Raw genomic sequence first — 25,851 nt, 5'->3', positions numbered from 1 at the left:
CGACCGCACGTCGGCCGGGACTGTCGGGTGCGGGCGGTCCGCGGAGGGAGTCCGTCCGGATCACGGGCGCGCGGCCGTCCGCTGGAACTGTTCGACCATGCGGGCCAGTTCCACCCGGGAGCGGACGCCGAGGGCCGCGAAGACCTTGCGCAGGTGGTAGTCGACGGTGCGGGTGCTGACCGCGAGGGTCAGCGCGACCTCGCGGTTGGTGGCGCCCTCGGCGACGTACCGCGCGATGCGCAGTTGCTGCGGGGTCAGCATGGTGAGGGCCCCGGCGCCGGTGCCGCGCGAGGCGGCGCCCACCGCGCGCAGTTCGCCGCGGGCCTGTTCGGCCCAGACCCCGGCGCCGCACCGCTCGAATCCCGCCAGCGCGCTGCCGAGGCGGTCCCGGGCCTCCTTCGGCCGGCGCCGGCGGCGCAGCCACTTGCCGTGGAGCAGCGCGGTGCGGGCGCGTTCGAAGTCGCCGCCGCCGGTCTCGTCGTGCCGGGCCAGTGCCTGCCGGTAGAGGCCGTCGGCCCGTTCCTCCGGTGCCAGCAGGGCCCGGCAGCGGGCCAGTTGGGCGACGGCCTGCGGGTCGGCGCCGAATCCGGCCCAGTCGGCGAACTCGGCCAGGACGGTGCGGGCGTCCTCGTGCCGTCCGGCGGGCACCGCGGCCTCCACGAAGCAGGGCACGGCCAGCCGCCACACCGCGAAGTGCCCTTGGCACGGTCCGGGCAGGACCAGCAGTCCGAGCCGGTCGGCGGCGTCGTGCGGGCGGCCGCGGCCGAGGTCGGCGCGGGCCGTCGCCCATTCGGCCAGGGTGGCGGCCTGGGCCAGGCCGTGGCGGCGGGCGGTGGCCAGCGCGGCCGTCACATGGCGGGCGACGACCTCCGGTGCCTCCTCGATGGAGGCGGCCAGGGCGAGGATCGCGTGGTGCTGGGCGGAGATGTTGCGCTGCCCGGTCCGCAGCGCGGTGCGCAGGCCCTCCTCGGCGTGGGCGCGCGCCTGGGAGTGCCGGCCGGCCCGCAGTTCGGCGTAGGCGAGGTACTCCAGCGCCTGCGGCACCAGCGCGTCCGAACCGAGGTGCCGGGCGGCGACCAGGGCGCGTGCCCCGGCCCGCCGGGCGGCGTCCACCCGGCCGAGGAGCAGGGCGGCGGCGGCCGACCTCAGCAGCGCCTCGGGCCGGTCGTCGGTACGGCCCCGCTCGACCACGTCCCCGAGCGGTCCGGCCGCCCGGTCCAGGCTCCCTTCGAGCAGCGCCCGCATGCCGGACCGGTGGTCGCCCACGGCGTCGTCCCCGCGCGGCGCCCGGTCGAGACCGAGCGTCGCCAGGCAGGCCGTCAGGTCCCCCGCCGCCCAGGCCGCGTCGACGGCGGCGAGGGCGGCGGCGGCGGCCTGGCCGGGGGCGTCCGCGGCCAGCAGGGAGGCCGCGAGCAGCAGTGACTGGTGGGCGTCCTCGACGGGTCCGTCGCGCAGCTCGGTCAGTCCGCCGACCAGTTCGGCCCGCCCGTGCACGGCGCCCCGCGCGGCGCACCGGCGGGCGGCGGCCAGCAGCCGGCGCGCCCGGTCCGGGCTGCCCGCGAGCAGCGCCTGTTCGGCCGCGGCGGTGTACCGCTCGGCCCGGACGGGGCCGTCGGCGCCCAGTTCGGCGGCGCGGGCGTACGCGGTGGCCCGCAGCCGGTGCGAGGCGGGTGCCGTCCCCTCGGACGCGTCCGCCGCGAGCCGGTCGGCGAGCGCGGGGGCCGGGCCGGTCAGTGACCAGGAGCGGTGCAGCAGTCCGGGCAGTCGCCGGCCGCCGGCCTCCATTACGTGGGCGAGCGCCCGGTGCGCGGCCCGGCGCCGGTCGGGGTCGGCGGTGGCGTGCACGGCCCGGCGGACCAGCGGGCTGGGGAAGGACAGCCTGCCCCCGCTCAGCGCGAGCGGCTCGGGCGGCGGCCCGGGGTACGGCGCCGGAGCGCCGGGCCGCAGCCGCCGTACGGCTTCGTGCACGAGGACCGCGTCGACGTCCGGGCCGTCCGCCGCCCGTACCGCCGCCGCCACCGTCAGCAGCAGGTCGCGGGCGTCCGGGGAGAGGCCGGTGAGGGCCCGGCCCGCCACGGCGGCCAGCGTCGCGGCGTCGGCCAGCGGCACGGGGAGCGGCTCGTGGCCGCGGAGTTCGGCCGGGGAGAGCCGGCGGGTCAGGGCGAGCAGCAGGGCCGGGTTGCCCTCCGCCTCGGTGAGCAGGGCGGCGCGGACGGCCGGGTCGACGGAGCCGTCGGTCGCGTCGTCCAGGAGGGCGGCGGCCTCCGGCGGGGCGAGCGGGTCCAGGGGGACGACGGGCAGGGCGGCGAGGCCGGGTCCGGCGGCGCGGAGCCCGGTGACGGAGACGAGCAGGCCGGCGCCGCCCGCGGTGGCCAGGTGCCCGGCCACCGCGCCGAGCGCGGCCCGCCCGGACTCGTCCCACAGGTGCGCGTCGTCCGCGCAGACCAGCAGGGGCCCGTCGCCCGCCGCGGCGCGGAAGGCGGCGAGCAGTGTCCGGGGGGTCGTCCCGCGCTCCGGGAGCCGGACGTGGGTGCCGAGGCCGGGGTGCTCCTCCGGTCTCCCGGGCCCGGTCCGCAGGTGCAGTACCGTTCCGGCGGTGAACGAACGGGCGGCCCACCGCAGGAGGGTGGTACGGCCGAGGCCCGGCTCCCCGGTCACGACGAGCCCGGCGCCCCGCGTACGCAGTTGGTCCAGCAGCCCGGTCACGGCCTGCCGTTGCGCGTTCCGGCCATGCATGCGCTGCGCCGGACGTACGATCGTCTCTCCGGTCATTCCCGGGAGGTTACGCGCGCGTAACCAGAGGCGGAAGGCTCTGGTCCGCACCGGCCAGTGTGGTGCTCATGACACTTGACCTGCGTGTTGTCCCGGTCCGGGCGGGGGCCGGCCTGTGCCGCCGCCCAGCGCGGCGGGCCGTTGCCCGTGCACGGGCACAACGCCGGCGGCGGCCGCCGTGGGGGCGACCGCCGCCGGGTGGTGCGGTGCGGGATGTCAGCCGTTGTGCGGGCAGTTGCCCCGGTACTCCGCGATGGTCAGGCTCGCGCGCGGGATCGGGCACAGGAACTGTTCGTAGCGGGTGTCGTTGTCGATGAACCGCTTGAGCCAGGAAATGCTGTACTTCGCGATCGTGGTGTTCGACGAGTTGGGCGAGAAGTGCGTGGCGCTGTTCAGCTCCAGGTACGCCCGGTCGGTGCTGGAGGGCAGGCTGGTGTAGAAGGGCTCCGCGTGGGTGGCGACCGGGGCGATGGTGTCACCGTCGGCGCCCACGACCAGCGTGGGCGTCCTGACCTCGGGCCAGGTCTTGTCGGTGTTCCAGGGCGTGAGCGGGATCGCGGCCTGGATCGCCGGGCGGTCCTTGGCGGCCTCCAGCGTGCCGCCGCCGCCCATGGAGTGGCCCATGACGCCGAGGCGGCTGCTGTCGATCCGGGTCCGCACGGAGCTGCGCTCGGTCAGGTAGTCCAGGGCGGCGAGCAGTTGGTCTCCCCGGGAGGCGGGCTGGTCCAGGGTGGTGTTGGTGTCGATGGTGAACACCACGAAGCCCTGGGAGGCCAGCCGCGGGCCGAGCCAGGCCATGGAGGACTGGTACGCGGTGAAGCCGGGTGCGACCGCGATGGCGCCGAACGTGCCGTCGCTGGTGCTGGACGGGTAGTAGATCGTGCCGCCGCCGAAGCCGGTGACGGAGAGCGAGGAGACGGTCGTCTCCGACACGGAGTACGAGCCGCGCAGGGCCTCGATACTGGCGTTGGTGGGCGCCGGGCCGCGCTCGTAGGGGTTGTCGGCGGCCTGGGCGCCCGGGCTGGTGAGGGTGGACAGCCCGACGACCGCGGTGACCGCGGCGGCCGCGCCGGCGAGCCGCCGCCGGGTGGTGCGCGGGGTGCGGTGAGCAGCTCGCTGGGCGGTGTGGGGGTGCGAGGTGGGGTGCACGACGAGTCGTCCTCTCTGTCGTGTTCGTGGCGACGGTTGCGGCCGGCGGCCACACACGGCGCGGGGCAGGTGGGGTCCCGTCCCGCGTCCGCCGGCCGGCCTTCACCGAGGAACTTGCCGTGCCACTGTCGACGTCCGCGCCACCCGCCGGAATCGGCAGAATCACCGGTCATTCACGGTTGGGTGCCGGCGGGGCGGGGCGGCCCCCCGAGGAGGACGACTGCCGCCCAGGCCGCCCGCTCGCCGACGCGGGGGTACTCACGACCAGACGAACTGGCGCCCGAGGAAGTCCGCGGCCGGCCGGACGCCGTGAACCTGGTGAAGGACGTGGTCGGCGTGACGGCCGACCCCGGGCCGGGCTTGCGCGCGCTGGCCAGGCACTGTGGACTGCGCGCATGGCCCGAGTCCTCTACCTCATCGCCTGCGCTGCCGGCCCCACCCAGTACGTCGACGACGGCGTCCGTGCCGCGCAGGCCGACGGCTGGGACGTGTGTCTCCTCCTGACCCCGTCGGCGGCGACCTGGTGGGAGCCGCAGATGCAGGAGCTGGTCGACCTCACCGGACATCCGGTGCGCTCCCGGTACAAGCTGCCGTGGGAGAAGGACGCGTTTTTCAATCAGGCGCAGGGAGCACAGCCCGCCGTCGCGCGGTCGATCCTGGCGTTGCGGGAGCAGGGTGTCCTCGTGCTGGACGGGCCGGACGGGTACGAGTCGCATCCGCCGAAGCAGGGCGATCCGAAGGCGTTTCCGTGGGTCAGGGCCCTGACTGGGGTACGGCGCCTGGCCGGCCTCCGGCCATGACGAAACGCCCCCGGCGAGCCGCGCGGAGTCGCCTGTGGCACGCTCGCTCTCGGTCGGGGAGGCTCCCCGGCCGAGAGGTGTCCGGCAGCGTGGAGAGGCGGCGGCAATGCGTATCGGACTGCTCGGTACCGGTCCCTGGGCGGAGCGCACGCACGCCCCGGCCCTGCACCGGCACGACGGGCTCGACTTCGCCGGGGTGTGGGGGCGCCGCCCCGAGGCCGCCGCGGAACTCGCGAGGCGCCACGGCGTCCGGGCCTACGACGACGTGGACGCCCTCTTCGCGGACGTGGACGCCGTGGCCGTCGCGCTGCCGCCGGCGGTGCAGGCGTCGTACGCGATCCGCGCCGCCCGGGCGGGACGCCATCTGCTGCTGGACAAACCGCTCGCGGTCACCGTCGAGCAGGGCCGGGCCGTCACCGAGGCCGTGCGCGCGGCGGGTGTGGCCTCCGTCGTCTTCTTCACCACCCGTTTCCAGCCCGCGACCGAACGGTGGATCGAGGAACAGGCGGCCCACGACGACTGGTTCACCGCGCGTGCGCAGTGGCTCGGCGCGGTCTTCACGGGCGACAGCCCGTACGCCGCCTCCCCCTGGCGCCGGGAGAAGGGCGCCCTGTGGGACGTCGGTCCGCACGCCCTGTCCGTACTGCTGCCGGTCCTCGGCGACGTGCGTCGCGTGACGGCGGCGACCCGTGGCCCCGGGGACACCGTGCACGCCGTCCTGGACCACACCGGCGGGGCGTCGAGCGTCCTGACGCTCAGTCTCACCGCGCCGCCCGCCGCGGCCGGCGTCGAGGTGGAGCTGCGCGGCGGCGCCGGGGTGACGCGGCTCCCGGAGAACGCGGACACCGCCGTGAGCGCGCTGCGCCGGGCCGGGGACGCCCTCCTCACCGCCGCCCGCACGGGCCGCCCGCATCCCTGCGACGCCGCGTTCGGCCTGCGGGTGACGGAGATCCTCGCCGCGGCCGAGACACTGCTTCCCGGCGGCACCGAGGGCGACACCGGATCCCCGGCCGAAACCCCCTGAACAGGGAGTCCGTCGACCCCGCAGACGGGTACGACGGCCGGCCCCGCTCCCTCGACCTGCGACCCGCGCCCTGGCCGAGGCCCGTCGCCGCGCCCGCGCTACCGTTCCCGTCATGTCCGACCCCACCGGTTCCCGTTCCCCCGTCACCGCCGACGACCTGCGGCAGGCCGTCCGGCTCGCCGTGGCCGCCCTGCGGGAGGCGCCCCCGGCGGCCTGGGAGGGCCGGGCCGGCTCCCTGGAGTGGGACTGCTGGGAGACCGTCGAGCACCTCAGCGACGACCTCTTCGCCTACGCCGCCCAGCTCGGACCGGAGGAACCACCCCTGGACGGCCTCGTTCCGTTCGTCTGGGAGAGCCGCCGGCCCGGCGGTCCGGCCAACGCGATCCACGCCGACCGGGCGGCGGGGCCCACCGGGCTGTTGCGGGTGCTGGAGGCCAGCGGCGCGCTGCTGGTCGCCATGGTGCGTACGACACCGCCGCGGGTGCGCGCCCATCACGCCTTCGGCAACTCCGACCCCGAGGGCTTCGCCGCGATGGGTGTGGTGGAGACGCTGGTGCACACCCATGACCTGGCCGAGGGGCTCGGACTCCCCTGGGACCCGCCCGCCGGCCTGTGCGCCCGCGTCCTCGCCCGGCTGTTCCCCGACGCCCCGTCGGACACCGCCCCCTGGCCCACCCTGCTGTGGGCCACCGGCCGCACCGCCCTCCCCGCCCGCCCGCGCCGCACCTCCTGGCGCTGGGACAGCACACCACGCGCCTGAGGCCCGCCGTACGGCAACTCAGCTCCGCGAGTCCGACTCCGCTTCCGAGCCCGGTCCCGAGCCCGATTCCGGCTCCGCGTCCGCGTCGAGGCGCGCGAGCCCCTGTTCCCAGCGGCGGCGGCGCTCGCCCTCGGTCTGGTCCCACCACGGCGTGCCCCGCTCCCCCAGCGCGGTCTTCGCCCGGTTCACCCGGGCCCGCGCGGCCCGCTCGGCGTCGGGATCGCCCGCGGTCGTCGCCGAACGCACCGCACGGCGGGCCGCCATGAGGTGCCGCCGCAGCCGGGCGGCGCTCTCCTCGGGGACGGACGGATCGGTGGCCCGCCACTTCCGTCCCTTGATGACGACGAAGTGCCCGTCGGGCGTCCTCTCCGGCGGCCGGCGCTCTTCCATGCGGACGATTCTTCCACCGCGCAACGCCCGCAACTCGGCGGCGCGGGGCTTCACCCGCTCCACGCCGCTGGCATCCGACTGACGCTCACCCCGTTCCACTACGTGTGTCGCGGCGACGATCGAAACGGGACGTTACGGTGATATCGGGAGGTTCGGGACCGACGCCCGGAGCGGGACCGAACCGCGATCCTCCGGACCCGAGGAGCCTGACGACCATGTCGACATCACAGCCCGACGCTTCCCCGCCCTCCCGGACCGGCGCGGACGACGACCGCGCCACCCCGGACCACCTGCTGCACACCCGCACCGGCACGGACGTGTCCCCCGAGGACCTCGTGCTCGCCGCCGGACGGGACCTGACCGAGACCAATCTGCGGTGGGCCAGGCGCAAACTGGCCCACGAGGGCCCCGCGGCCCTCGACAAACTGCTCCCCTGAAAACCGCTCCCCCGACGCGCGAAGGGCCGGACCCCGCGGCCCGGCCCTTCCGCGCCGCCCCCGCGCGCGCTACTCCTCGCCGTCCGGCAGCCCCGCGTCGTCCTCGATGACGTGCATCGCGGCCTCCTCGGCGCCGGCCGCGCCCGCGTCGATGCCCACGTCCTCGGCGATCGTCTCCTTGGTCGTGTCCTCGCGCACGCCCTCGTCCGGGGCGACCAGCCGGCCGGCCCGGTCCGTGCCCGCCTGCGGGTCGACCGGTTCGCCCTCGCCGCCCGGGGCGTCGCCCACGCCGTCGCCGTCGGGCGCGCTCACGTCGGGCACCTCCTGGGAGAGCCGCTCGTCCAGCGTCTCGCCCTCGTGCTGCTCGGCGGCGGTGGTGCCGACCTTGTCGACCCCCAGGGGCTTCTCCGGCGGGGAGTAGCCCTCGTCGAGGGTGTCGTCGTAGGTGCGCTCGTCGAGAGCGTCCTGCAGGTCGAGCGGCGCGGCGTCCTCCTGCTCCTCATTGGTTCCGGTGGGCTGGTAGGCGTCGTCGGCCATCGGGTCCGTGCCCATCGCTGCCTCCCTCTCGGCTTGCGTCGCTGCGTCGCCTCGGTCCTGTCACTGTCCGCCTTCGCGTTTCCCGTCACGCGATCTTTAATCCGGACGGTCCCCCGTTCGCGGCGCGGGCGCGGACCGTCATCCGGCGCCGTCGCCGCCCGGCGCCGGGGCGACACGGACACGCAGGCCGCCGATCCGGTGCGGGGTCCAGGTACGGGCGTACGAGGGCGGGGCGGCACCCGGCGCGGTGACGGCGGCGACCGGGACACGGCGGGCGGTGTCCTCGATCTCGGCGACGGTCGTGTTCTCGTTGTGTCCCGCGGTGTTGCCGGAGGCGCAGCCGGCGTAGTAGCCGAGGGGGATGGCCTCGAACCCGGTGAGCAGGCAGGGCGGGCGGACCCCGAGGCGGTGCAGTTCCCGCGCGGTGCGCGCCCAGTCGCGGCGGTCCTCGGCGGTGCGCTCGACCGTGCGGACGAGGACGGCGCCCTGCACCGCCAGATGTCCGGCCAACGCGCCCGCGACCGCCGTCGCCACCGCCGGCCGCCACCGGCCGGCGGTGTCCCGCACCAGGTACCACAGCGCGTCGGCGACGGGGATCGCCAGCAGGGCGTAGGCGGGCTGGAGGAAGCGGGGTGCCGCGTAGCCGATCAGGAACAGGTACGGCAGGGCGGCGGTCGCGGCGCAGGCGAGCGGGACGAGGGTGCGGGCGGCGCGCCCGGCCCGTACCGCGACCACCAGGCCCAGCACGGCGAGCACCGGCAGCACGAACCACCACAGGGTCACCGCCGGGTGCGGGAACGGTCCGGTGCACGGGCGGCACAGGGCGCGTCCGCCGAGGCTGCGCAGTTGGTCGTCGGCGGCGAACTGCCGGCCGAGGCCGCCCTGGATGCCGGAGGCGTCGTGCAGCCGCTGCCCGAGACCGCCGTACCGTACGTACGCCTCGGCCACCCACTGCGCTCCCCCGGCGACGAGACCGCAGGCCGCGGCGAGAAGCAGCCGGCCGCGGCGCCGCCACAGGGCGAGGGCGAGCAGCGGGAGGGCGATCCAGACGGCGTCGGCGGGCCGCATCCACGCCATCAGCGCGACACCGCCGGCCACGCCCCACAGCGGCGCCCGGACGGACGGCTCGGCGCCGACCCGCAGGAAGCAGCCAGCCGTGAGGAGCGCGCCGACGGCGACCCAGTAGTTGGGCATGGCCTGCGGGCCGTAGAACAGGGTGAGCCAGAGGGTGGCGAACAGGGCTCCGCCGGTGGCGAGGACGGGCACCGGGAACAGGCCGCGCCAGGCGCGCAGGGCCAGGTGGAGGCCGAGGCCGGAGAGCACCGCGAGGTGGACCCGCAGCAGTTCCGTGGAGTCGGACCAGGAGGCGACGGGGGCCACCAGCAGGGACGGGCCCCGGGAGCGGGGCGCGCTGAAGAAGGCGGCGGGGGTGTGGCCGGTGACCTGGCTGACGTAGACGATCTCGTCCCAGCCGAGGCCGAGGCCGGGGCGGACCAGGAGCAGTTGCAGGGCCGTGAAGGCGGCGGCCACCACCGCGAGGAGGCCGGTGCCGGGCGCCGGGCGGGACGGGCCGGACGCCGTCGCCGGTCCGGGCCGGCGGGTACCGGCGACGGTGGTGCGCGCGCCGTCGGCCATCTCCACCCTCCGTCGGGCAGCCCGGGGAACTCCGGGGAAACCCTGAGGGACACCCCGGGAAAACAGGAACAAACTAACTCGGGTGCCGGCGCCGCGCAGGAGGGATACGGCCGGACGCGCCGCCCGGCCGTATCCCCTCTGGACGAGGTCAGTGGGGGTTGGGACTGCGGTGCGGCGGCTGCTCGGGGGTCGGGCGCATGGGCAGTTCGGGCAGGGAGCGGACGGCGGGCCCGTCCCCGTTCACGGTGAGCACGGTGTCGTGGTGCCCGATCCGCAGGGACTCGCCGGACAGCAGGGTGTACGTCGCCTTGCCGCCGCCGATCTCCACCCCCAGGCACCGGCCGCGGAAGGTGACCCGGAAGGCCAGCCGGCTGAACTTCTCCGGCAGGCGCGGCGAGAAGCGGAGCATGTCGCCGTCGCGCCGGGTGCCGCCGAACCCGGCGACCAGCGCCATCCAGGTGCCGGCCAGGGAGGCGATGTGCAGCCCGTCGCGGGTGTTGTGCTCCAGGTCCGCCAGGTCCATCAGCGCCGCCTCCGCCGCGTAGTCGTACGCCAGCCGCAGATGGCCCGTCTGGGCGGCGACGACGGCCTGGCAGCAGGCGGAGAGCGAGGAGTCCCGCACGGTCAGCGGCTCGTAGTAGGCGAAGTTGCGGGCGATCTGCTCCTCGTCGCAGTGCGCGTCGAACCAGCTCCCGCAGGTGTACATCGCCAGGACCAGGTCGGACTGTTTGAGCACCTGCTTGCGGTAGAGGTCGAAGTACGGGAAGTGCAGCATCAGCGGGTACTGGTCGGCGCCGGTGCGGCTGAAGTCCCAGCGCTGGTGGCGGGTGAACCCGGCGTGCTGCTCGTGGACGCCGAGTTCCTCGTTGTACGGGATGTGCACGGACTCGGCGGCGTCCCGCCAGGCGGCGCTCTCCTCCTCGTCGACCTCGTGCCGCGCCGCCTCCTCCGGGTACCGCTCGCAGACGTCCGCGGCGGCCAGCAGGTTGGAGCGGGCCATGAGGTTGGTGTACGTGTTGTCGTCCACGACGGCGCTGTACTCGTCCGGGCCGGTGACGCCGTCGATGTGGAAGACGCCGTGGTGGTCGTGGTGGCCCAGCGAACGCCACAGGCGGGCCGTCTCCACCAGCAGCTCCAGGCCGGTGTCCCGTTCGAAGCCGGTGTCGCCGGTGACGGCGGCATAGCGGACCGCGGCGTGCGCGATGTCGGCGTTGACGTGGAAGGCGGCGGTGCCGGCCGGCCAGTACGCGGAGCACTCTGAGCCGTCGATGGTCCGCCAGGGGAAGGCGGCGCCGCGCAGGCCGAGCTGGGCGGCCCGGTCCCGGGCGGCGGGCAGGGTGTCCTGGCGCCAGCGCAGCGCCTCGGCGACCGCGCGGGGCTCGGTGTAGGTGAGCACGGGCAGGACGAACATCTCGGTGTCCCAGAAGGCGTGGCCGTCGTAGCCGGAGCCGGTCAGGCCCTTGGCCGGGATGGCCCGCTGCTCGGCGCGGGCACCCGCCTGGAGGACGTGGAAGAGGCCGAAGCGGACCGCCTGCTGGATCTCCTCGTCGCCGTCCACCTCGACGTCGGCGCGGCCCCAGAACTCGTCCAGGTAGGTCCGCTGTTCGGCGACCAGGCCGTCCCAGCCCCCGTGCGCGGCGGCGGCGAGCGCGGCCTCGACCTGGTCGGCCATGGCGGGCCGGGAGCGGGCGCCCGACCAGCCGTGGGCGACCGTCTTGCGCACCCGCAGCCGCTGCCCCGGCTCCAGGACGGCGGTCAGGGTCAGGCGGGCGGTGTCGGGGTTGCTCTCGCTGGTGGCCGTGGTGCCCTCGGGGCCGTCCACGTCGTGGTCGGCGGCGACGGCGACCCGCAGGCCGCTGCGCCGGGTGCGGTGGACCAGGCGCAGCCGGGGGCCGCCGGCGAAGTGCTCCTCCGGTTCCAGCGGGGAGTTCAGGGCCTTGCTCGTGCGGGGGTCGCCGTTGGGTTCGGGCAGGCTCTCGTTGGCGACCAGCTCCGACTGGATGACGACCCGGACGGAGCTGTCGACCGGCTCGACCTCGTACTCCACGGCGGCGATCGACCGCTGGGTCAGCGACACCAGCCGGGTGGAGCGCACCCGGACGGTGGAACCGGCCGGCGAGGTCCACTCGCAGACCCGCTCCAGGACGCCCCGGCGCAGGTCCAGGGTGCGTTCGTGGGAGTGGAGCCGGCCGTAGCGCAGGTCGAACGGCTCGTCGTCGACCATCAGCCGCAGCAGTTTGCCGTTGGTGACGTCGATGACGGTCTGGCCGGACTCGGGGTAGCCGTAGCCGGCCTCGGCGTAGGGCAGCGGGTGGAGTTCGTGGACGCCGTTGAGGTAGGTGCCGGGCAGGCCGTGCGGCTCGCCCTCGTCGAGGTTGCCGCGCCAGCCGACGTGCCCGTTGGAGAGCGCGAAGACGGACTCGCTCTGCGCGAGGAGGTCGAGGTTCAGCTCCGTCTCGCGCACGGACCAGGGCTCGACGGTGTACGTCCGGTTGGTGATCACTGGGCGCCTCCCAGCTCGGCGAGGTCCTTGACCACCCGGTCGGCGCCGTGCGCGTAGAGGGCGTCGGTGTGGCCGACGCGGTCGACGCCGACGACGTAGCCGAAGTGCCCGGAGCGGCCGGCGTCCATGCCGGCCAGCGCGTCCTCGAAGACGGCGGCCGCGGCGGCCTCGACGCCGAGGTCGTGGGCGGCGGCGAGGAAGGTGTCGGGGCGCGGTTTGCCCGGCAGCCCGCGTTCGCGTGCCACCACGCCGTCGATCCTGGCGTCGAACAGGTGCTCGGCATTGATGGAGCGGAGCACGTCGACGGTGTTGGCGCTGGAGGAGACGATGGCGGTGCGCAGCCCGGCGGCGCGCACCGCGTCGAGGTAACGCAGCGTGCCCTCGTAGGGCTGGACGCCGTCGGTGCGGATCTTCTTCAGGAGCAGTTCGTTCTTGCCGTTGCCGACGCCGTTGACGGTCCCCGCCCCGGGCGGGTCGTCCGGGTCCCCCTCGGGGAGTTCGATGTCCCGGGAGGCGAGGAAGGCGCGTACACCGTCGGCGCGGGGCCGGCCGTCGACGTACTCGCCGTAGTCGGCGTCGGTGAAGGGCCGGAAGCCCGCGCCCTCCCGTTCGCGCAGGAACGAGTCGAACGTCTCCTTCCAGGCGGCGGCGTGCACCACCGCCGTCTTCGTGACGACGCCGTCGAGGTCGAAGAGACATGCCTGAACGTTTTCGGGGAGGCCGAGCTGGGTGGTCATACCGATCACAGTGCCCCGTCCGCGCGCCTCCCACCGGGTGGCGGCCGCCACAGGGGTGCCGCCCATCGGGTGACGGGCGCCGCGGTGACAGAATCCGCCGTGTGCCACTGACTTTCGACGACCTCCTGGACCGGGCCGGCCGCCTCGCGCGAGGCGGGCGGCGCGCGGTCCTCGGCATCGCGGGCGCGCCCGGTTCGGGCAAGACGACCCTCGCCGAGCACCTGGTGCGGGCGCTGAACGGGGACGGGGCGCCGTGGGTGGCACGGGTGCCCATGGACGGCTTCCACCTCGCCGACGCCGAACTGGACCGGCTGGGCCGGCGGGGCCGCAAGGGCGCGCCGGACACGTTCGACGCGGCCGGGTACGCGGCGCTGCTGCGGCGGCTGCGGGAGGCGGACGGCGACGCGGAGACGGTGTACGCGCCCGGCTTCGAGCGGGTCCTGGAGCAGCCGCTCGCGGGGGCCGTGCCGGTGCCCCCGGCGGCCCGGCTGGTGGTGACGGAGGGCAACTACCTGCTGCTGACGGAGGGCGCCTGGGCGCGGGTGGGGCCGCTCCTGGACGAGGTGTGGTTCTGCGCGCTCGACGAGCGGGAGCGGGTACGCCGGCTGGTCGCCCGCCACGAGGAGTACGGCAAGTCCCACCAGGACGCGGTGGACTGGGCCCTCGGCAGCGACCAGCGCAACGCCGACCTGGTGGCCGCGGGCCGCGACCGCGCCGACCTGGTGGTCCCGGAGTCGGCGCTGCCGCGCGTGGCCGGGCCGGGCTGAGGACACCGGGCGGGGCCGGGCCGGGGGTCAGCCCGGTGCCAGCGGGAACGCCCGGGCGCTCACGTGCGGCATCACCCGGCTGGCCACGCTGAAGCGGCCGTTGGGGACGTCACGGGAGGTGGCGATGTGCACCGCGAGCGGCCCCGCCCACTCGTAGCCGTGCCGCTCGGCGTGCCGGATCAGGCTGTCGGTGATGGCCTGTCCGACCCTGCCGCCCTGGCGCGTCAGCTCCTCGTGGACGTCGTCGGTGAGGGCCACGTCGTAGGCGTTGGGGACCAGCACCCGGCCCTGCGCGCACACCACGGCGTTGCTGTCGCACTCGGTGCGCAGGGCGTCCAGGAGTTCCACGGGTTCCTTGTCGAGGACCCGCGTCCACAGGGCCTCCCAGCGATGCTCCAGAGCTTTTTCGAGAGCGCTCAGTGCGCCCATGCGGCCTCACCTGCCGAACTGATGGGGAGTCGGATGCCGGACCCCGGCGCGGACACTGTCTGTTCGTGCGTCTCCGGCGGCACCCTCGCGGCGCCGCCTTCGCCTGCTGGCTGTGCAGGTCCTCCTTGTGTTCACCGCTACGGCGTCGTCAAACCCGTGTGGCATGAACACGATGCCCCGGGGGGTGCGGTCAACGGGCTCGCGGAGGGTCCACGAGCGTCACCAGGCGGCTCGGACCGGTGCCGTCCGACGGGGGTCCGGCAGCGGATCGGCCGGCGGGGCTCAGGGTGACGTTCTCCGGGTAGAGCCGGCCGAGCAGGGCCAGTACGACGAGGTCGTCCCGGCCGGTGGCGTCCAGGGTGACGTCACCGGCCCGGGTCCACACCAATCCCGGTGCGCGCAGCGCGGACCACACGTCCGCGGTGCGGGGCGCGGCACCGGCGGGCGCGTCGTCCGTGACGGGGGCCGGCCGGTGGGCGAAGCGGTGGCCGCGCAGGGCCTGGCCGAGGTCGACGTGGGTGGTGCCGCCGTCGTGGGTGACCTCGACGCGGGCGGTGCGGGTCCCGTCGGTGACCGCTCCAGTGCCGATCCGGGCGGTGAGCGGCCCCGGTGCGGTGCCGGCGGGCGGCAGGTCCTCGACCAGGGTGCGGGGGGCGGCGTAGTAGTCCCGCACCTCGGTGACGTACGTGACGGTGTCGTCGGCGGCCGGGTCGGCGCGCCACGTCAGCAGGTACCGGGGCGCGGTCAGGGGCGGCCGGTCGAGGACGGCGGGCAGGGAGGTGCCACCGCTCGCCGCGAAGCCGTAACCGGCCGGACCGGCGGCGCCGGTGACGACGTGGCGGGCGAAGTCCACGACGCCGGAGTGCCGGATGCGGCGGATCAGCAGTTCGGTGAGGAACGCGTCGCGGGCCGGTTCGGTGTGCCGCAGCCCGGCCGGGGTGATCAGCAGCGGCACGTCCCGCCAGTTGGTGAAGGGCAGCAGGGCGTCGCGCAGCAGGACCACCTGGTGCAGCCACTCGTTGTAGAGCTGCATCGTGACGGGCCCGCCGCGCCGGGTGAGGAGCAGATCGGCGGCGGGCGGCGTGAGCAGATGGCCGTAGCAGTGGCTGCGGACGACCAGCGGTCCGGCGGGCAGCGGTATCCGGCGGGTGAGCAGCCCCTCCAGGGCCGAGGTGGCCCAGGAGGCCAGCTCCCGGCCGATCTCCTCGGCCTGCGCGCCCAGTTCGCGCGCCGCCGGTGCGCTGTCCGGGCCGACGCCCAGCGGCAGGGACGTCTCCCGGGTGCCGAGGGCGAGGGTCGCGCGGATCTGGTCGGCCAGCACCTCGACGTCGGCGCCGGTGAGGGCGTTGGCATCGATGACGCCCTGCAACAGCGGTTCGAGGGCGGTGAGGAAGGCACGGGCGGTGAGCGTGGTGCCGGCCGTGGGGAAGTGGTTCCAGCGGCCGCCGCCGAGAGGGGGCGCGCTCGGGGAGTGCGCGGGGTGCGCGGGGTGCATGGGGTGCTCCTCGGGGGTCGGTGGTGAAGCGGGGGCAGACGTCGCGCTCCATGGCCGGGCGGACTCCCGCCCCTTTTCTGGATCGTGCGATACAGATTGCGGGCAGCAAAAAATCAGTCGAGGGCGGCCAGGGCGACCTCCACGAGCGGTTCGAGGACCTGGACGTCCGGGGTGATCTTGGCGGAGACCAGCAGTCCGCCGAGGAACGTGACGAGGAAGGCGGCCAGCGTGTGCGGGTCGTGCCGGGCCGCGATCTCGCCCCGCTCCGCCGCGACCCGCAGGACCTCGGCGAGCGCCTCCCGGCCGGCGTCCTGCATGTCCCGCACGGTGCGCCGGATCGCCGCGTCCCGCGGCAGGCGCTCGCAGGCGGCGTTGACCGCCAGGCAGCCCCGACCGCCGTCCGCCACGGCGATCCGGACCCGCTCGACCAGCATCGCGCGGATCGCCGACCGGGCGTCCGCCCCGCCCTCCAGGCTGCGCAGGGCGGCCGCCGCGAGGGTCGTGCGGTAGTGCTCCAGCGCCGCCCGGTACAGGCCCTCCTTGTCGCCGAACGCGGCGTACAGGGAGCCCTGGCCGATCCCCAGGCACTGGGTCAGGTCGCGTACCGAGGTGGCTTCGTAGCCACGCGTCCAGAACAGCTCCATGGCGCGGCTCACGGCCGCCTCGGTGTCGAACTCCCGGGTTCTTGCCATGACCCCAACGTAGCTTATCTGGATCGCACGCTCAAGAAAGCGGTCGGCTACTTGGAGTTCAGGTGTGCGGCCAGGCGGGACAGCAGGGGCAGCGCCGCCGCGAGCGCCTCCCGCTCGGCGGAACTGAGGGTGTCGTCGATCGCGGCGCCCAGCCAGTCCGCACGGCTGCGCCGCTCCTCGGCCAGGCGGCGGCTTCCGGCCGGCGTGAGGCGCAGCAGCAGTTTGCGTCCGTCGCCGGGATGGGCCTCGGCGCGCACGAGGCCCTGGGCGAGGAGTTCCTTGACGGTCTTCGCGGCCGACTGGTGGCTGACCCCGCGCCGCTGCGCGAGGTCCGCGGTGGTCAGCGGGCCGACGCGGTCCAGGTAGCCCAGGACGGCGGCCGCACCGGGGGGCATCTTGTCGGCGGTGCGCACGGCACGTACGAGCTGCCCCATGACCAGGCGAAGTTCTTCGGCCAGCTCGCTGTCGTCCATGGCGGCAGCGTAGTGGCACGCGCCGAACTCCACAATCAAAGTGTACAGTTTAGTTGCAGGAAATCCCGGCCCGGACCTCACATGGCCCGGACTCACACCGGCCCGCAAAGGACCCGCGATGGACCTCACCAAGCACGCCCACGCCTGCGTCACCGTCGAGAAGGACGGCTCGCGCCTGGTCATCGACCCCGGTGCGTTCACCCCGGACGCGGCGGAGGCCGTCTCCCGGGCGCACGCCGTCCTGATCACCCACGAGCACTTCGACCACTTCGACGACAAGCTCATCGCCGCCGCGCTCGAAGCCCGGCCCGAGCTGCGGGTCTACGGCACAGCCGCCGTGGCGGCCGCCCTCGGCACCCGTGACGGCCGCGTCCACGCCGTCGCCGCGGGCGACACGTTCGCCGTCGGTTCCCTCACCGTCACCGTCCACGGACACCGCCACGCGGTGATCCACGCCGACATCCCGTGCCCCGACAACGTCGGCTACCTCATCGACGACGGCACCGGCGCCGTGTACCACCCGGGCGACGCCTACTTCGCGCCCGACGCTCCCGTGCGCACCCTGCTGCTGCCGACCAGCGGCCCGTGGACCAAGCTCGGTGACGCCGCCGACTACGTCCGCGCCGTCAAGCCCGAGCGCGTGATCCAGATCCACGAACTCCTGCTCAGCGACCTCGGGCAGCAGTCCACCGCCACCCTCCTGGGCGAGGAGGGCCTGACCGGCATCCCGATCGGCCGCGTCGAGCCCGGCAGCACCGTCCGGCTGTGAGCCCGGACCCGGACCCCGGGGAGCCGGCACGACAGCCGGCCCGAGCGCCTGGCGCGGGGTGCCGCCGGTCCGCCCGGGCACGGCGGTCCCTGAGCTATGTTGAGCCCCCTCGCGGGAGGAAGGAGGCGCACCGGTGCCCTCGCCGCAGCAGGCACGCGCACAGGCGTCAGCGATCACCTCGGGCCGGACCGCCCCGGAACCGGCCGTCTCCCCGACGTCGCAGCTCAGGACGTTGTTCGACCGCCCCCGCCTCTCCCCCGGCCAGCGCCGCATCGCCCAGTACCTGATCGAGAACCTCACCGAGGCGGCGTTCCTGTCGATCACCGAACTGGCCGAGCGCGCCGGCGTGAGCCAGCCCTCGGTGACCCGGTTCGCCGCCGCGGTCGGCTTCACCGGTTACCCGGCGCTGCGCGAGCGGCTGAAGGCGATGGCGCTCGCCACCCGGGCCGGCGGCGCCGCCGAGGAGATCAGCGGCAACGAACTCCAGGCGGCGGTGGACGCCGAGATCGAGAACCTGGAGAACCTGCGCCGCGACTTCGCCGATCCCGACCGGGTGATCGGCGTCGGCCGCGAACTGTCGGGGTCGACGCCGCTGACCGTGCTCGGGCTGCGGATCTCCGTCTCGCTCGCGGAGTACTTCGCCTACGCCGCCCGCCGCGTCCACCCCGATGTGCGGCTGGTGACCCGGGGCGGCAGCGTCGCCTACGACACGCTGCTCCAGGCCCGGGAGGCCGGCGGCACCTGGATGCTGGCGTTCTCCATGCCCCGGCACGCCCAGGAGACGCTGCTCGCGGTGCGGGTGGCGCGGGAGGCCGGGCTCAAGGTCGCGCTCATCACCGACCTGGCGCTCGGTCCGGTCGCCGACGAGGCCGACGTCACCTTCGCCACCGGCACCGGCTCCCGGCTGGTCTTCGACTCCTACGCCGCGACGAGCGTGACGTGCGCGGCGCTGCTGCAGGCCATGACCGACGCCGATCCCGAGCGGACCCGGGCCCGCCTGGAGGCGTACGAGCAGCTCGCCGAGCAGCACCAGCTCTTCCTGGGCGGCTGAATTTTTTCATGCGCCTTGCAAAGTAGAAGGCATATATAAATACTGCTCACGGAACGCGACCCAGCCGTGCCGGACCGCATCCACCCCACGCGAACCCCACGCGACGGCGCCGCACCCCCCGGAAGCGATTGAACATGCCCCTGACGTCCACGCGGACCGGCCCGGACTGGCCGTGCCAGGTCAAGACCCCCGGCAGTTACGACTGGGAACGCTCGGCGGTCAGATGGCTGCGCGAGCTGGTGCCGGCCCGCTACGCCGGCTACCCGGCCCTCCTGCGCCACCCGGTGCTGCTCGCCCGCCACGCCGACCTCCAGGTACAGCAGGAGATACGGGTGGCCCGCACCGCCCTGCGGACCGCCCGGGCGGACCTGCCCCGGTTCGGGCTGCCCGAGTCGGTCATCGAACACACGGTCAAGCTGTACGCCGCGGAGGTGCTCCAGTTGCAGCACATCGCCCGCAGCGTGCGCGCGGTCACCGGGGCACTCGTCGAACAGAGCGCCGGACGCTAACCCGCGCGGAGCCGTACTCGCCCGCACCCGCCCGCACCCCGCCCGGGGCGAGGCGCAGTCGTACCCCTCACCGGCTCCCAGGCATGACCCGGCGCCGGGCGTGGCACACGGAACCGGGTGAGCAGCCCCCGAGCAGAGCACGGCGACCCGGTGACCACGGTGCTGACCTGGCAGGTACGTCCAGGTGGACAGGAGCAGTTCGAGAAGTGGACGCGTGGCATCACCCGCTGCGCCCGCCGCTTCCCCGGCAACGAGGGCGTCTCCTGGCTGCGGCCCGAGGAGGGGCACCGCTACCACGCCGTGCTGCGCTGGACCGACCACCGCCGGCTCGCCGCCTGGCTGGAGTCGCCGGAACGCGCCCGGTGGCACGCCCGGATCGAGGACGTCGCCACCGAGATCGGCAGCGAACGGCAGTCCACCACCGGCATGGAGACCTGGTTCGCCCTCCCCGGCACCACCGTGCAGGCCCCGCCGCGCTGGAAGATGGTCCTCACCACCTTCCTCGGCGCCTACCCCCTCACCCTCCTCATCCAGTGGCTCGTGGCGCCCCGGACCGCCGACTGGCCGCTGCCGCTGCGCGCCGCCGTGTTCCCCCTGGTGCTGCTCCCCGTACTCACGTACGTGGTCATGCCGCGGCTGAGCAAGCTGCTGCGGCAGTGGCTGTACCGGGTGCCCGGGACCCGCGTGCGCGGCGGTCCCGATCCCGGCTGAGCCGGTGCCGGCAAGCGGGTCATCGAAGCCGCCCCGGTATGCGATGCTCGTGCCGTGACGAGCGAGTACGCCACGCCGCCGACCGAGGCCGGCGCCGCGCCGGACCTTGCCACCCTGGCCGAGGTCGTCGCCAAACAGCGGGCCGAGATGGACCGGCTGCGCGACCTGGCCGCGACCTCGGCGGTACTGGACCGGGCCAAGGGCGCGGTGATGGCCCTGAACCGGTGCACCGCGCACGAGGCACGCGAGGAACTCCTGCGGCGCGCCAAGGCCCGCGGGCGCACCCTGCTGGAGGAGTGCTGGGTCACCCTCGGCACCCTGGGCCCCCCGGTGCCCGGCCCGGACCCCGGCCCCGACCCCTGCCCCGACCCCGGCTCCTGCCCGGACCCCGGCTCCGACCGCGCCGCCGGCCGCGCCGCCGAACTCGCCGTGACCGGACCGGCCGCCGCCGCCCGGTGCGCCGGGCAGGACCTCGTCCCCGCTCCGGACGGAGTGACCACCGCGCCCGCCCGGCTCGCCCGGGCCCTGGTACGCGTCTCCTCCCCCGCCGAACTCGCCCGCTGTCTGCTGGAACACCTCGCCCCGGAGGCCGGCGCCGACGCCGTCATGCTCTACACCCGGCTGCCCTCCGGCGCCCTGGAGCTGACCGGGCACGCCGGGCTCGACGAGACCCTGGCCGCCCAGTGGCACCGGCTGCCCCCGATCGACGCGATGGCCGCCCCGGACGCCCTGCGGACCGGCGAGCCGCGCTGGCTGGAGGAGTTCGAGCGGGACCGGGAGCGGTACCTGCTGATCGGCGATCCGCCGGAGCGCTGGCGGTCCCGCGCCTGGCTGCCCGCGCCCGCCGAGGGGCCGGCCGACCACTGCCTCGGGGTGCTGCGGCGCCGCGGCGAGCCCTTCGCGCCCGCCACCCGGGACCATCTGCGGACGGTCGCCGACCTGTGCGCCGGGCGGCTGCGGGCGTTCGGCACCCGCCGCGACGTGGCCGCCGGCCCCGCCGCCGACGCCGTACAGCACGTCTTCGACGCGTTGCCGGTCGCCGCGATGCTGCTGACGCCGCTGCGCTCGCCGACCGGAGAGGTGCGGGACTTCCGCGTCGACGCCGCGACCGAGACGGCGGGCCGCGCCACCGGGCGCACCGGCGCGGAACTGGCCGGCAGGCGGTTCCTGGAGTGCTTCCCGGCCCTCGCCGACGAGCCGCTCTGGCCGGCCTGCCTCTCGGTGCTCGCCACCGGCGAACCGTACGAGGGCGAGCCGTTCGCGCACCAGGACGTCGTGGCCGGGGTCGCCGAACTCTCCACCTACTCCGTGCGGGTGGCGCCGCTGGGCGGCGGGCTGGTGCTGAGCTGGCTGCGGCACGGCTCCTCCGACCGGCAGGAGCAGCGGCTGGCGGACCTCCAGCGGCTGGGCAACCTCGGCTGGGCCAACTGGAATTTGGTCACCCACGAGGCGGGCTGGTCCTCGCAGGTCGCCTCCATCCTCGGCCGGGAACCCGGCCGGGGGCCGGTCCGCCTCGCCGACCTGCCCGCGCTGGCGCTGCCCGAGGACCGGCCCGAACTGGTCCGCGCCGTCCAGGAACTGGTACGCGACGGGCGTCCCTGCGACGTCCCCTTCCGCACCCGGACGGCGGCCGGGGTCCGGCACCTGCGCATCGTCGCCGAGGCGGCCGCGGACGCCGACGGCACGCCCGTCGAGGTGCACGGTTTCGTGCAGGACCTCACCGCCCGGCGCCAGGTGGAGCTGGCCCTGGTGCAGAGCGAGCGGGCGATGCTGACCCAGCACGACGTGCTGCGCGCCGAACGCACCCTGGCCGCCCGGCTCCAGCACGCGCTGCTCCCGCTCCCCAAGACGCTGGTCGAGCTGGCCGGCCTGCGCGTCGAGGTCGCCTATCTGCCCGCCCAGTCCGGGGTGCACGTGGGCGGCGACTGGTTCAGCGCCATCGAACTGCCCGCCGGCGACGCGCTGCTGGTCGTCGGTGACGTCGCCGGACACGGTGTGGACGCGGTCGCCACGATGGCCCAGCTCCGCTTCACCGCCAAGGGCATGGTGATCACCGGCTCGTCGCTGACCGGCGCCCTGGCCCGGCTCAACACACTGCTGCTGCACTCGCGCGACTCGCACGGCACGGCGACCCTGGTCCTGTGCCGCTACGAGCGGGCGCGGGGCCGGCTGGTGTGGGCGCAGGCGGGCCATCCGCCGCCGCTGCTGGTGCGCGACGGCACGCCCCGCTTCCTCGACCGGCCCCGGGGCATGCTGCTCGGCGCGACCGCGACCCCGGTGTTCGAGGAGGCGGAGTGCGCGCTGGAGCCGGGCGACCGGCTCGTCCTCTACACGGACGGTCTGATCGAACGGCCGCCGGAGAACATCGACCGGGGGCTGCGGCGGCTGGCCGAGGCCGCCGCCGCCCCCCGCACGGACCGGCGGGACTCCCTGGACCCGCTGCTGGCCGCCCTGCTGGAGGGGGAGGAACGGCGGGACGACGTCTGCGTCCTGGACGTCCGGGTGCCGCCGCGGGCGGGGTGAAGCAGGGGCGTCCGACGGGTCAGCCGGCCGGGTGGCCGGCGCTGATCGTGTCCGCGTCGGACAGCCGCAGCAGCCGGGACGGCTCGGCCCGGCCGCCGGTCTCGACCGGGTCGAGGACGAAGCCGACGTGGTCGCCGCCGTCGATCCGGCGCAGGATCCGCCCGACGAACCACGCCTCGACGTCCTCCAGGACGACGGCCCCGCCGTGCCCCTCCCGCACCCGGACGTCCCTGAACTTGTCCGTCCGGTCGCCGGTTCGGCCGCCGAAGAGTTCGGCCGCGGCCCGCTGATCGCGGGCGAGCAGGTGGACGGCGAGCACCTCCGCCTCGCGGGCCACGGTGAAGGTCCGGTTGGCCGTCGACAGCCACACCACGAACCGCACCGGGTCCAGCGAGCACTGGGAGGAGAAACCGACCAGGCAGCCGGCGCGTTCCTGACCGGCCGCCGCGGTCACCACACACATGTCGGGGTCGAGCCTGCCGACGAAGAGATCCATGTCCACGCCCGACGGGTGCCCCGGTCAGGTGACGAGGAACCTGGGCGGGGACGCCCTCGGGGAAGGGCGGCACAGCACCGCCGAAGGGGCCTCGGCTGTTACCGGAGGCACTCGGCCCGGGGCGGGGCGGAACTCAGTTCCCCCGGGGCTGCACCGAGTGCCGTAACCGCCGGTCAGGTGCTACGTTCGGCGTCCATGAGCTCCAGCAGCGCGGCGCCCCGCCGCTCCGGCAAGGCGGCCGCCCCGGCCGGACGGCCGCCGATGCGGGAGGGCCTGGTGGCGGCGGCCTTCCGGCTGTTCCTGGAGCGGGGCTACGAACGCACCACCGTCGACGACATCGTGGCGCTGGCCGGTGTCGGCCGGCGGTCGTTCTTCCGCTACTTCCCCTCCAAGGAGGACGTGGTCTTCCCCGACCACGAGCGGTGCCTGACCGACATGACCGCCTACCTGGCCGGCTCGCCGGCCGGCACGGAGCCGGTGCGGCGGGTCTGCGACGCGGCCCGGCTGGTGCTGCGCATGTACGCCGAGAACCCGTCGTTCTCGGTACAGCGCTACCGGCTGACCAAACAGGTGCCCGGACTGCGCGCGTACGAGCTGTCCGTGGTGTGGCGCTACGAGCGGGCGCTCGCCGCCTATCTGCGGGGCCGGTTCGCGGGGAGCGCGGACGGGACGCTGCGGGCCGACGTGATCGCCGCCGCGGTGGTCGCGGCCCACAACAACGCGCTGCGCTCCTGGCTGCGTTCGGGCGGCACCGCCGACGCGAACACCACGGCGGACCACGCGCTGGGCTGTGTGCAGTCGGCCTTCGGCGAGCCCCAGGCGCCGCCGCGCGGGCTCGATTCCGGCGATCTCGTGATCGTCGTCGCCCGGCGGGACGCCCCGCTGTGGCGGGTGGTGCGGGAAGTGGAGTCCGCGCTCGGGCGGGACTGACCCCGGCGGCCACCTCGACAATCAGCGGTACGCAGTGCCTTTACTGGTGACACTCAGTGCCATAACCTGACGTCGTGCACGGTGGCACGGCTATCGGGCACCCGCGTGCCCGGGTGGCCCCGCGCGCGGTATTCCGGCCGAGGGCAGGGAGTTGACCAGCGTGTACCACCGCGAAACAGCGAGCGTCGCTCAGCAGGCAGCCGGCTTCGCGGCGGGCCTGCTCACCTCCAAGGCCCCGGAGACCGAGGCGATCCTCTTCCAGCGCTGCACCTGGTGCGGCACCGCGATGTACCACCGGGTGCTGTGCCCGGTGTGCCGGGGCAGCGACCTGCGGACCGACCGGAGCACGGGCACCGGGACGGTGCGGCACGCGACGGTGGTGCACCGCAACACGCCCGCCGCGCGCAACGTCTCCCTGATCGAGATGGCGGAGGGCTTCGTACTGCGCGGCCGGGTCATGGGCCCGCTCCTCGGCATCCACGGCGGGGACCGGGTGCGGCTGTCCACCGCCCAGGACCCGGTGCGGGGCGAGCCGGTCTTCCAGCTCGTCGACGAGCCCTGCCGCGCCTGGACCTGACGGACCGTCACCAGCCGGCGGTGCCCGTCTCCCCGGCGTCCGCGGGGGCCCGGGTGACGCGGATGCCCACGGTGCCGTCCACCCCCCTGCGCAGCCGGCTGCCCAGCAGGGTGAGCCGGCCGGCGAGGCCGTACTTGCGGGCGATCAGTTGCCGGTAGCCGGCGACGGTGGCCGAGTCGGTCACCTCCGCCCGCGCCGGACTCTGGTCGCCGGTCGGGTTGCCGCGCACGTCGCAGGGGCCGACCAGGACGTCGGCGCGGTTGCGCACGCGCTTGACCTTGCCCGAGCCGACGGCGGTCCAGACGCCGAGCGTGTCCCCGTCCCGCACCACCCACACCGGGGTGGCGACCGGGGTGCCGTTCTTGCGGAAAGTGGTCAGCAGCAGGTACTTGCCCGCTCCCAGCTTGGCCAGCGACGCTTCGTCCATGGTCGGGAAGTCTAGGGCCAGGCCGGGTGCGGCACGAGAGCGCGTACCGGGCCCGTCCTCACGTCAGGGCGGCCGCCATCCTGCGCACCCCCTCCGTCAGCACCTGGGGCGAGGTGGCGAAGTTGAGCCGTACGTGTCCGGCGCCGCCGGTGCCGAAGTCGGCGCCGGACATGAGGGCCACCCGGCCGCGCTCCAGGAAGGCGGCGGCCGGATCGCCGCCGAGGCCGAGCGCACGGCAGTCCAGCCAGGCCAGGAAGGTGCCGGGCGCGGGGCGGTGGCGCACCCCCGGCAGCCGCTCGGCGACCAGTTCGGCGAGCAGGCGCCGGTTGTCGTCGAGCCCGGCGAGCAGCGCGTCCAGCCAGGCGGTGCCGTCGCGCAGGGCGGCGGTGTGGGCGAGCACGGCGACGTGGCTCGCGCCGTGACCCGCCTCCTCCGGCATCCGGGCCAGGTCGGCGGCGGCCCCGGCCCCGGCGACCAGGAGCGCCGCCTTGAGCCCGGCCAGGTGCCATGCCTTCGACGCCGACATCAGCGACAGACCACGCTCCGCGCCGGGCACGCTCAGATACGGCACGAACCGCACCCCGCGCGCCACGACCGGCGCGTGCGCCTCGTCGGCGACGACCCGGACGCCGTACCGCTCGGCGAGGACCGCGAGGGCGGTCAGTTCCTCCTCGGTGTGCACGGTGCCGACCGGGTTGTGCGGGCTGCACAGCAGGTAGGCGGCCCGGCCGCCGGCGGCGACGGCCTGCCGGAAGGTTTCTTCCAGCCCGGCGAGGTCCAGGCGGAGATCGGCGCCGAGCGGTGCCTCGACCACCCGCCGGCCCAGGTGGGTGACGAACGGGTGGAAGGGCGGGTAGACCGGCGGGCTCACGATCACGGGGTCGCCCGGACCGGTGACCAGCTTCAGCGCCTCGACGACACCGAGCATGACGTCGGGGACGAGCGCGGTCCGCTCCGCGGCGAGGCCGTCCCAGTCCCACCGCTTGCCCGCGAAGGCGGCCAGCGCCTCGGCGTAGCCGGTGCCGTGGGGATAGCCGGTGTCGCCCCGCTCCATCGCCTCGGTGACGGCGCGCACCACGGGTTCGGCGACCGGCGTGTCCATCTCGGCCACCCACAGCGGCAGCACGTCCTCGGGGTAGGTCCGCCACTTCATGCTGGTACGGCGGCGGAGGCGGTCGAGGGAGAGGGCGCGCAGCGGGTTCGGTTCGCCGGGTATGTCCTGCGGGATGCTGGTCATGGGGCTCAAGATAGGGGGACG

The 25,851-nt window shown here is 75.1% G+C and carries 26 protein-coding genes; 12 read left to right on the top strand and 14 right to left on the bottom strand.

What is annotated here, in order from left to right; translation table 11 throughout:
* Window positions 1–60 precede the first annotated feature (60 nt).
* Window positions 61–2,772 carry a helix-turn-helix transcriptional regulator gene (locus ABEB00_RS06475; protein WP_345617936.1) on the bottom strand — a complete coding sequence of 904 codons (2,712 nt, stop codon included), beginning with the start codon at window positions 2,770–2,772 and terminating at the stop codon, window positions 61–63.
* A 216-nt stretch (window positions 2,773–2,988) separates the two neighbouring features.
* Window positions 2,989–3,921: a bis(hydroxyethyl) terephthalate hydrolase gene (gene bdeA, locus ABEB00_RS06470; RefSeq protein WP_345617935.1), complete on the bottom strand. Its 933-nt coding sequence runs from the start codon at window positions 3,919–3,921 to the stop codon at window positions 2,989–2,991.
* Between the two features lie 395 nt (window positions 3,922–4,316).
* On the opposite strand from bdeA, the gene ABEB00_RS06465 reads away from it, so the two are divergent.
* The 3 genes from ABEB00_RS06465 (at window position 4,317) to ABEB00_RS06455 (ending at window position 6,505) form a co-directional block, all read left to right on the top strand.
* Window positions 4,317–4,721 (top strand): flavoprotein, encoded by a 405-nt coding sequence (locus ABEB00_RS06465; RefSeq protein WP_345617934.1) that lies wholly within the window; start codon window positions 4,317–4,319, stop codon window positions 4,719–4,721.
* A 106-nt stretch (window positions 4,722–4,827) separates the two neighbouring features.
* Window positions 4,828–5,745, top strand: a complete 918-nt coding sequence (locus ABEB00_RS06460) for a Gfo/Idh/MocA family protein (RefSeq protein ID WP_345617933.1) — start codon at window positions 4,828–4,830, stop codon at window positions 5,743–5,745.
* A gap of 112 nt (window positions 5,746–5,857) precedes the next feature.
* Window positions 5,858–6,505 (top strand): hypothetical protein, encoded by a 648-nt coding sequence (locus tag ABEB00_RS06455; protein ID WP_345617932.1) that lies wholly within the window; start codon window positions 5,858–5,860, stop codon window positions 6,503–6,505.
* 18 nt (window positions 6,506–6,523) lie between these two features.
* Here ABEB00_RS06455 and ABEB00_RS06450 read toward each other — a convergent pair whose 3' ends face one another.
* Window positions 6,524–6,895, bottom strand: coding sequence for a hypothetical protein (locus ABEB00_RS06450; protein WP_345617931.1), 372 nt, complete (start codon window positions 6,893–6,895; stop codon window positions 6,524–6,526).
* Window positions 6,896–7,110: 215 nt separating this feature from the next.
* Here ABEB00_RS06450 and ABEB00_RS06445 point away from each other — a divergent pair, with 215 nt between their 5' ends.
* Window positions 7,111–7,332: a hypothetical protein gene (locus tag ABEB00_RS06445; protein WP_345617930.1), complete on the top strand. Its 222-nt coding sequence runs from the start codon at window positions 7,111–7,113 to the stop codon at window positions 7,330–7,332.
* A 69-nt stretch (window positions 7,333–7,401) separates the two neighbouring features.
* Here the strand turns inward: ABEB00_RS06445 and ABEB00_RS06440 are convergent, their stop codons facing one another.
* The 4 genes from ABEB00_RS06440 to ABEB00_RS06425 all read right to left on the bottom strand — a co-directional run bounded on the left by ABEB00_RS06440 (window position 7,402) and on the right by ABEB00_RS06425 (window position 12,744).
* A complete protein-coding gene (locus tag ABEB00_RS06440) occupies window positions 7,402–7,884 on the bottom strand; it encodes a DUF5709 domain-containing protein (protein ID WP_345617929.1) in 483 nt (160 codons plus the stop codon).
* A 123-nt stretch (window positions 7,885–8,007) separates the two neighbouring features.
* On the bottom strand, window positions 8,008–9,504 hold the full coding sequence (locus ABEB00_RS06435; RefSeq protein WP_345617928.1) for a hypothetical protein: 1,497 nt from the start codon (window positions 9,502–9,504) through the stop codon (window positions 8,008–8,010).
* Between the two features lie 148 nt (window positions 9,505–9,652).
* Window positions 9,653–12,007: a glycoside hydrolase family 65 protein gene (locus tag ABEB00_RS06430; RefSeq protein WP_345617927.1), complete on the bottom strand. Its 2,355-nt coding sequence runs from the start codon at window positions 12,005–12,007 to the stop codon at window positions 9,653–9,655.
* Window positions 12,004–12,744, bottom strand: a complete 741-nt coding sequence (locus tag ABEB00_RS06425; RefSeq protein WP_345617926.1) for a beta-phosphoglucomutase family hydrolase — start codon at window positions 12,742–12,744, stop codon at window positions 12,004–12,006. The genes ABEB00_RS06430 and ABEB00_RS06425 overlap by 4 nt, the downstream gene beginning before the upstream one ends.
* Window positions 12,745–12,845: 101 nt before the next feature.
* Here ABEB00_RS06425 and ABEB00_RS06420 point away from each other — a divergent pair, with 101 nt between their 5' ends.
* A complete protein-coding gene (locus ABEB00_RS06420; RefSeq protein WP_345617925.1) occupies window positions 12,846–13,511 on the top strand; it encodes a nucleoside/nucleotide kinase family protein in 666 nt (221 codons plus the stop codon).
* 27 nt (window positions 13,512–13,538) lie between these two features.
* Here the strand turns inward: ABEB00_RS06420 and ABEB00_RS06415 are convergent, their stop codons facing one another.
* From ABEB00_RS06415 to ABEB00_RS06400, 4 genes are all read right to left on the bottom strand, one after another.
* Window positions 13,539–13,940, bottom strand: a complete 402-nt coding sequence (locus ABEB00_RS06415) for a DUF3662 domain-containing protein (protein WP_345617924.1) — start codon at window positions 13,938–13,940, stop codon at window positions 13,539–13,541.
* Window positions 13,941–14,130: 190 nt separating this feature from the next.
* A complete protein-coding gene (locus ABEB00_RS06410; RefSeq protein ID WP_345617923.1) occupies window positions 14,131–15,435 on the bottom strand; it encodes a hypothetical protein in 1,305 nt (434 codons plus the stop codon).
* A gap of 113 nt (window positions 15,436–15,548) precedes the next feature.
* Entirely contained in the window at window positions 15,549–16,127 is a 579-nt protein-coding gene (locus ABEB00_RS06405) for a TetR/AcrR family transcriptional regulator (RefSeq protein ID WP_345617922.1), read from the bottom strand.
* A gap of 47 nt (window positions 16,128–16,174) precedes the next feature.
* Complete coding sequence (locus ABEB00_RS06400; protein WP_345617921.1) at window positions 16,175–16,600, bottom strand: MarR family winged helix-turn-helix transcriptional regulator; 426 nt, start codon at window positions 16,598–16,600, stop codon at window positions 16,175–16,177.
* Between the two features lie 118 nt (window positions 16,601–16,718).
* On the opposite strand from ABEB00_RS06400, the gene ABEB00_RS06395 reads away from it, so the two are divergent.
* The 5 genes from ABEB00_RS06395 to ABEB00_RS06375 all read left to right on the top strand — a co-directional run bounded on the left by ABEB00_RS06395 (window position 16,719) and on the right by ABEB00_RS06375 (window position 22,163).
* Window positions 16,719–17,369 (top strand): MBL fold metallo-hydrolase, encoded by a 651-nt coding sequence (locus ABEB00_RS06395; protein WP_345617920.1) that lies wholly within the window; start codon window positions 16,719–16,721, stop codon window positions 17,367–17,369.
* 133 nt (window positions 17,370–17,502) lie between these two features.
* Entirely contained in the window at window positions 17,503–18,420 is a 918-nt protein-coding gene (locus ABEB00_RS06390) for a MurR/RpiR family transcriptional regulator (RefSeq protein ID WP_345617919.1), read from the top strand.
* Between the two features lie 134 nt (window positions 18,421–18,554).
* Window positions 18,555–18,929 carry a hypothetical protein gene (locus tag ABEB00_RS06385; protein WP_345617918.1) on the top strand — a complete coding sequence of 125 codons (375 nt, stop codon included), beginning with the start codon at window positions 18,555–18,557 and terminating at the stop codon, window positions 18,927–18,929.
* 117 nt (window positions 18,930–19,046) lie between these two features.
* Entirely contained in the window at window positions 19,047–19,640 is a 594-nt protein-coding gene (locus ABEB00_RS06380) for an antibiotic biosynthesis monooxygenase (protein WP_345617917.1), read from the top strand.
* 54 nt (window positions 19,641–19,694) lie between these two features.
* Window positions 19,695–22,163: a SpoIIE family protein phosphatase gene (locus ABEB00_RS06375; protein ID WP_345617916.1), complete on the top strand. Its 2,469-nt coding sequence runs from the start codon at window positions 19,695–19,697 to the stop codon at window positions 22,161–22,163.
* A gap of 19 nt (window positions 22,164–22,182) precedes the next feature.
* Here ABEB00_RS06375 and ABEB00_RS06370 read toward each other — a convergent pair whose 3' ends face one another.
* Window positions 22,183–22,659 (bottom strand): flavin reductase family protein, encoded by a 477-nt coding sequence (locus tag ABEB00_RS06370; RefSeq protein ID WP_345618061.1) that lies wholly within the window; start codon window positions 22,657–22,659, stop codon window positions 22,183–22,185.
* 195 nt (window positions 22,660–22,854) lie between these two features.
* Between ABEB00_RS06370 and ABEB00_RS06365 the strand changes: the two genes are divergently transcribed.
* Together ABEB00_RS06365 and ABEB00_RS06360 are read left to right on the top strand one after the other, a co-directional pair.
* Window positions 22,855–23,589, top strand: a complete 735-nt coding sequence (locus ABEB00_RS06365; RefSeq protein WP_345617915.1) for a TetR family transcriptional regulator — start codon at window positions 22,855–22,857, stop codon at window positions 23,587–23,589.
* Between the two features lie 160 nt (window positions 23,590–23,749).
* Window positions 23,750–24,166: a Zn-ribbon domain-containing OB-fold protein gene (locus ABEB00_RS06360; RefSeq protein WP_345617914.1), complete on the top strand. Its 417-nt coding sequence runs from the start codon at window positions 23,750–23,752 to the stop codon at window positions 24,164–24,166.
* A gap of 7 nt (window positions 24,167–24,173) precedes the next feature.
* On the opposite strand, the gene ABEB00_RS06355 is transcribed toward ABEB00_RS06360, so the two are convergent.
* Window positions 24,174–24,593 carry a PPOX class F420-dependent oxidoreductase gene (locus ABEB00_RS06355; RefSeq protein WP_345617913.1) on the bottom strand — a complete coding sequence of 140 codons (420 nt, stop codon included), beginning with the start codon at window positions 24,591–24,593 and terminating at the stop codon, window positions 24,174–24,176.
* A 58-nt stretch (window positions 24,594–24,651) separates the two neighbouring features.
* Window positions 24,652–25,830, bottom strand: coding sequence for a MalY/PatB family protein (locus ABEB00_RS06350; protein ID WP_345617912.1), 1,179 nt, complete (start codon window positions 25,828–25,830; stop codon window positions 24,652–24,654).
* Between the last annotated feature and the right edge of the window lie 21 nt (window positions 25,831–25,851).

This window comes from Streptomyces ziwulingensis, from assembly GCF_039542605.1.
Classification (GTDB): Bacteria; Actinomycetota; Actinomycetes; order Streptomycetales; family Streptomycetaceae; genus Streptomyces; species Streptomyces ziwulingensis.
Note: the sequence above shows the minus strand (reverse complement) of the source record. Positions and strands in the feature narration are given on the sequence as shown.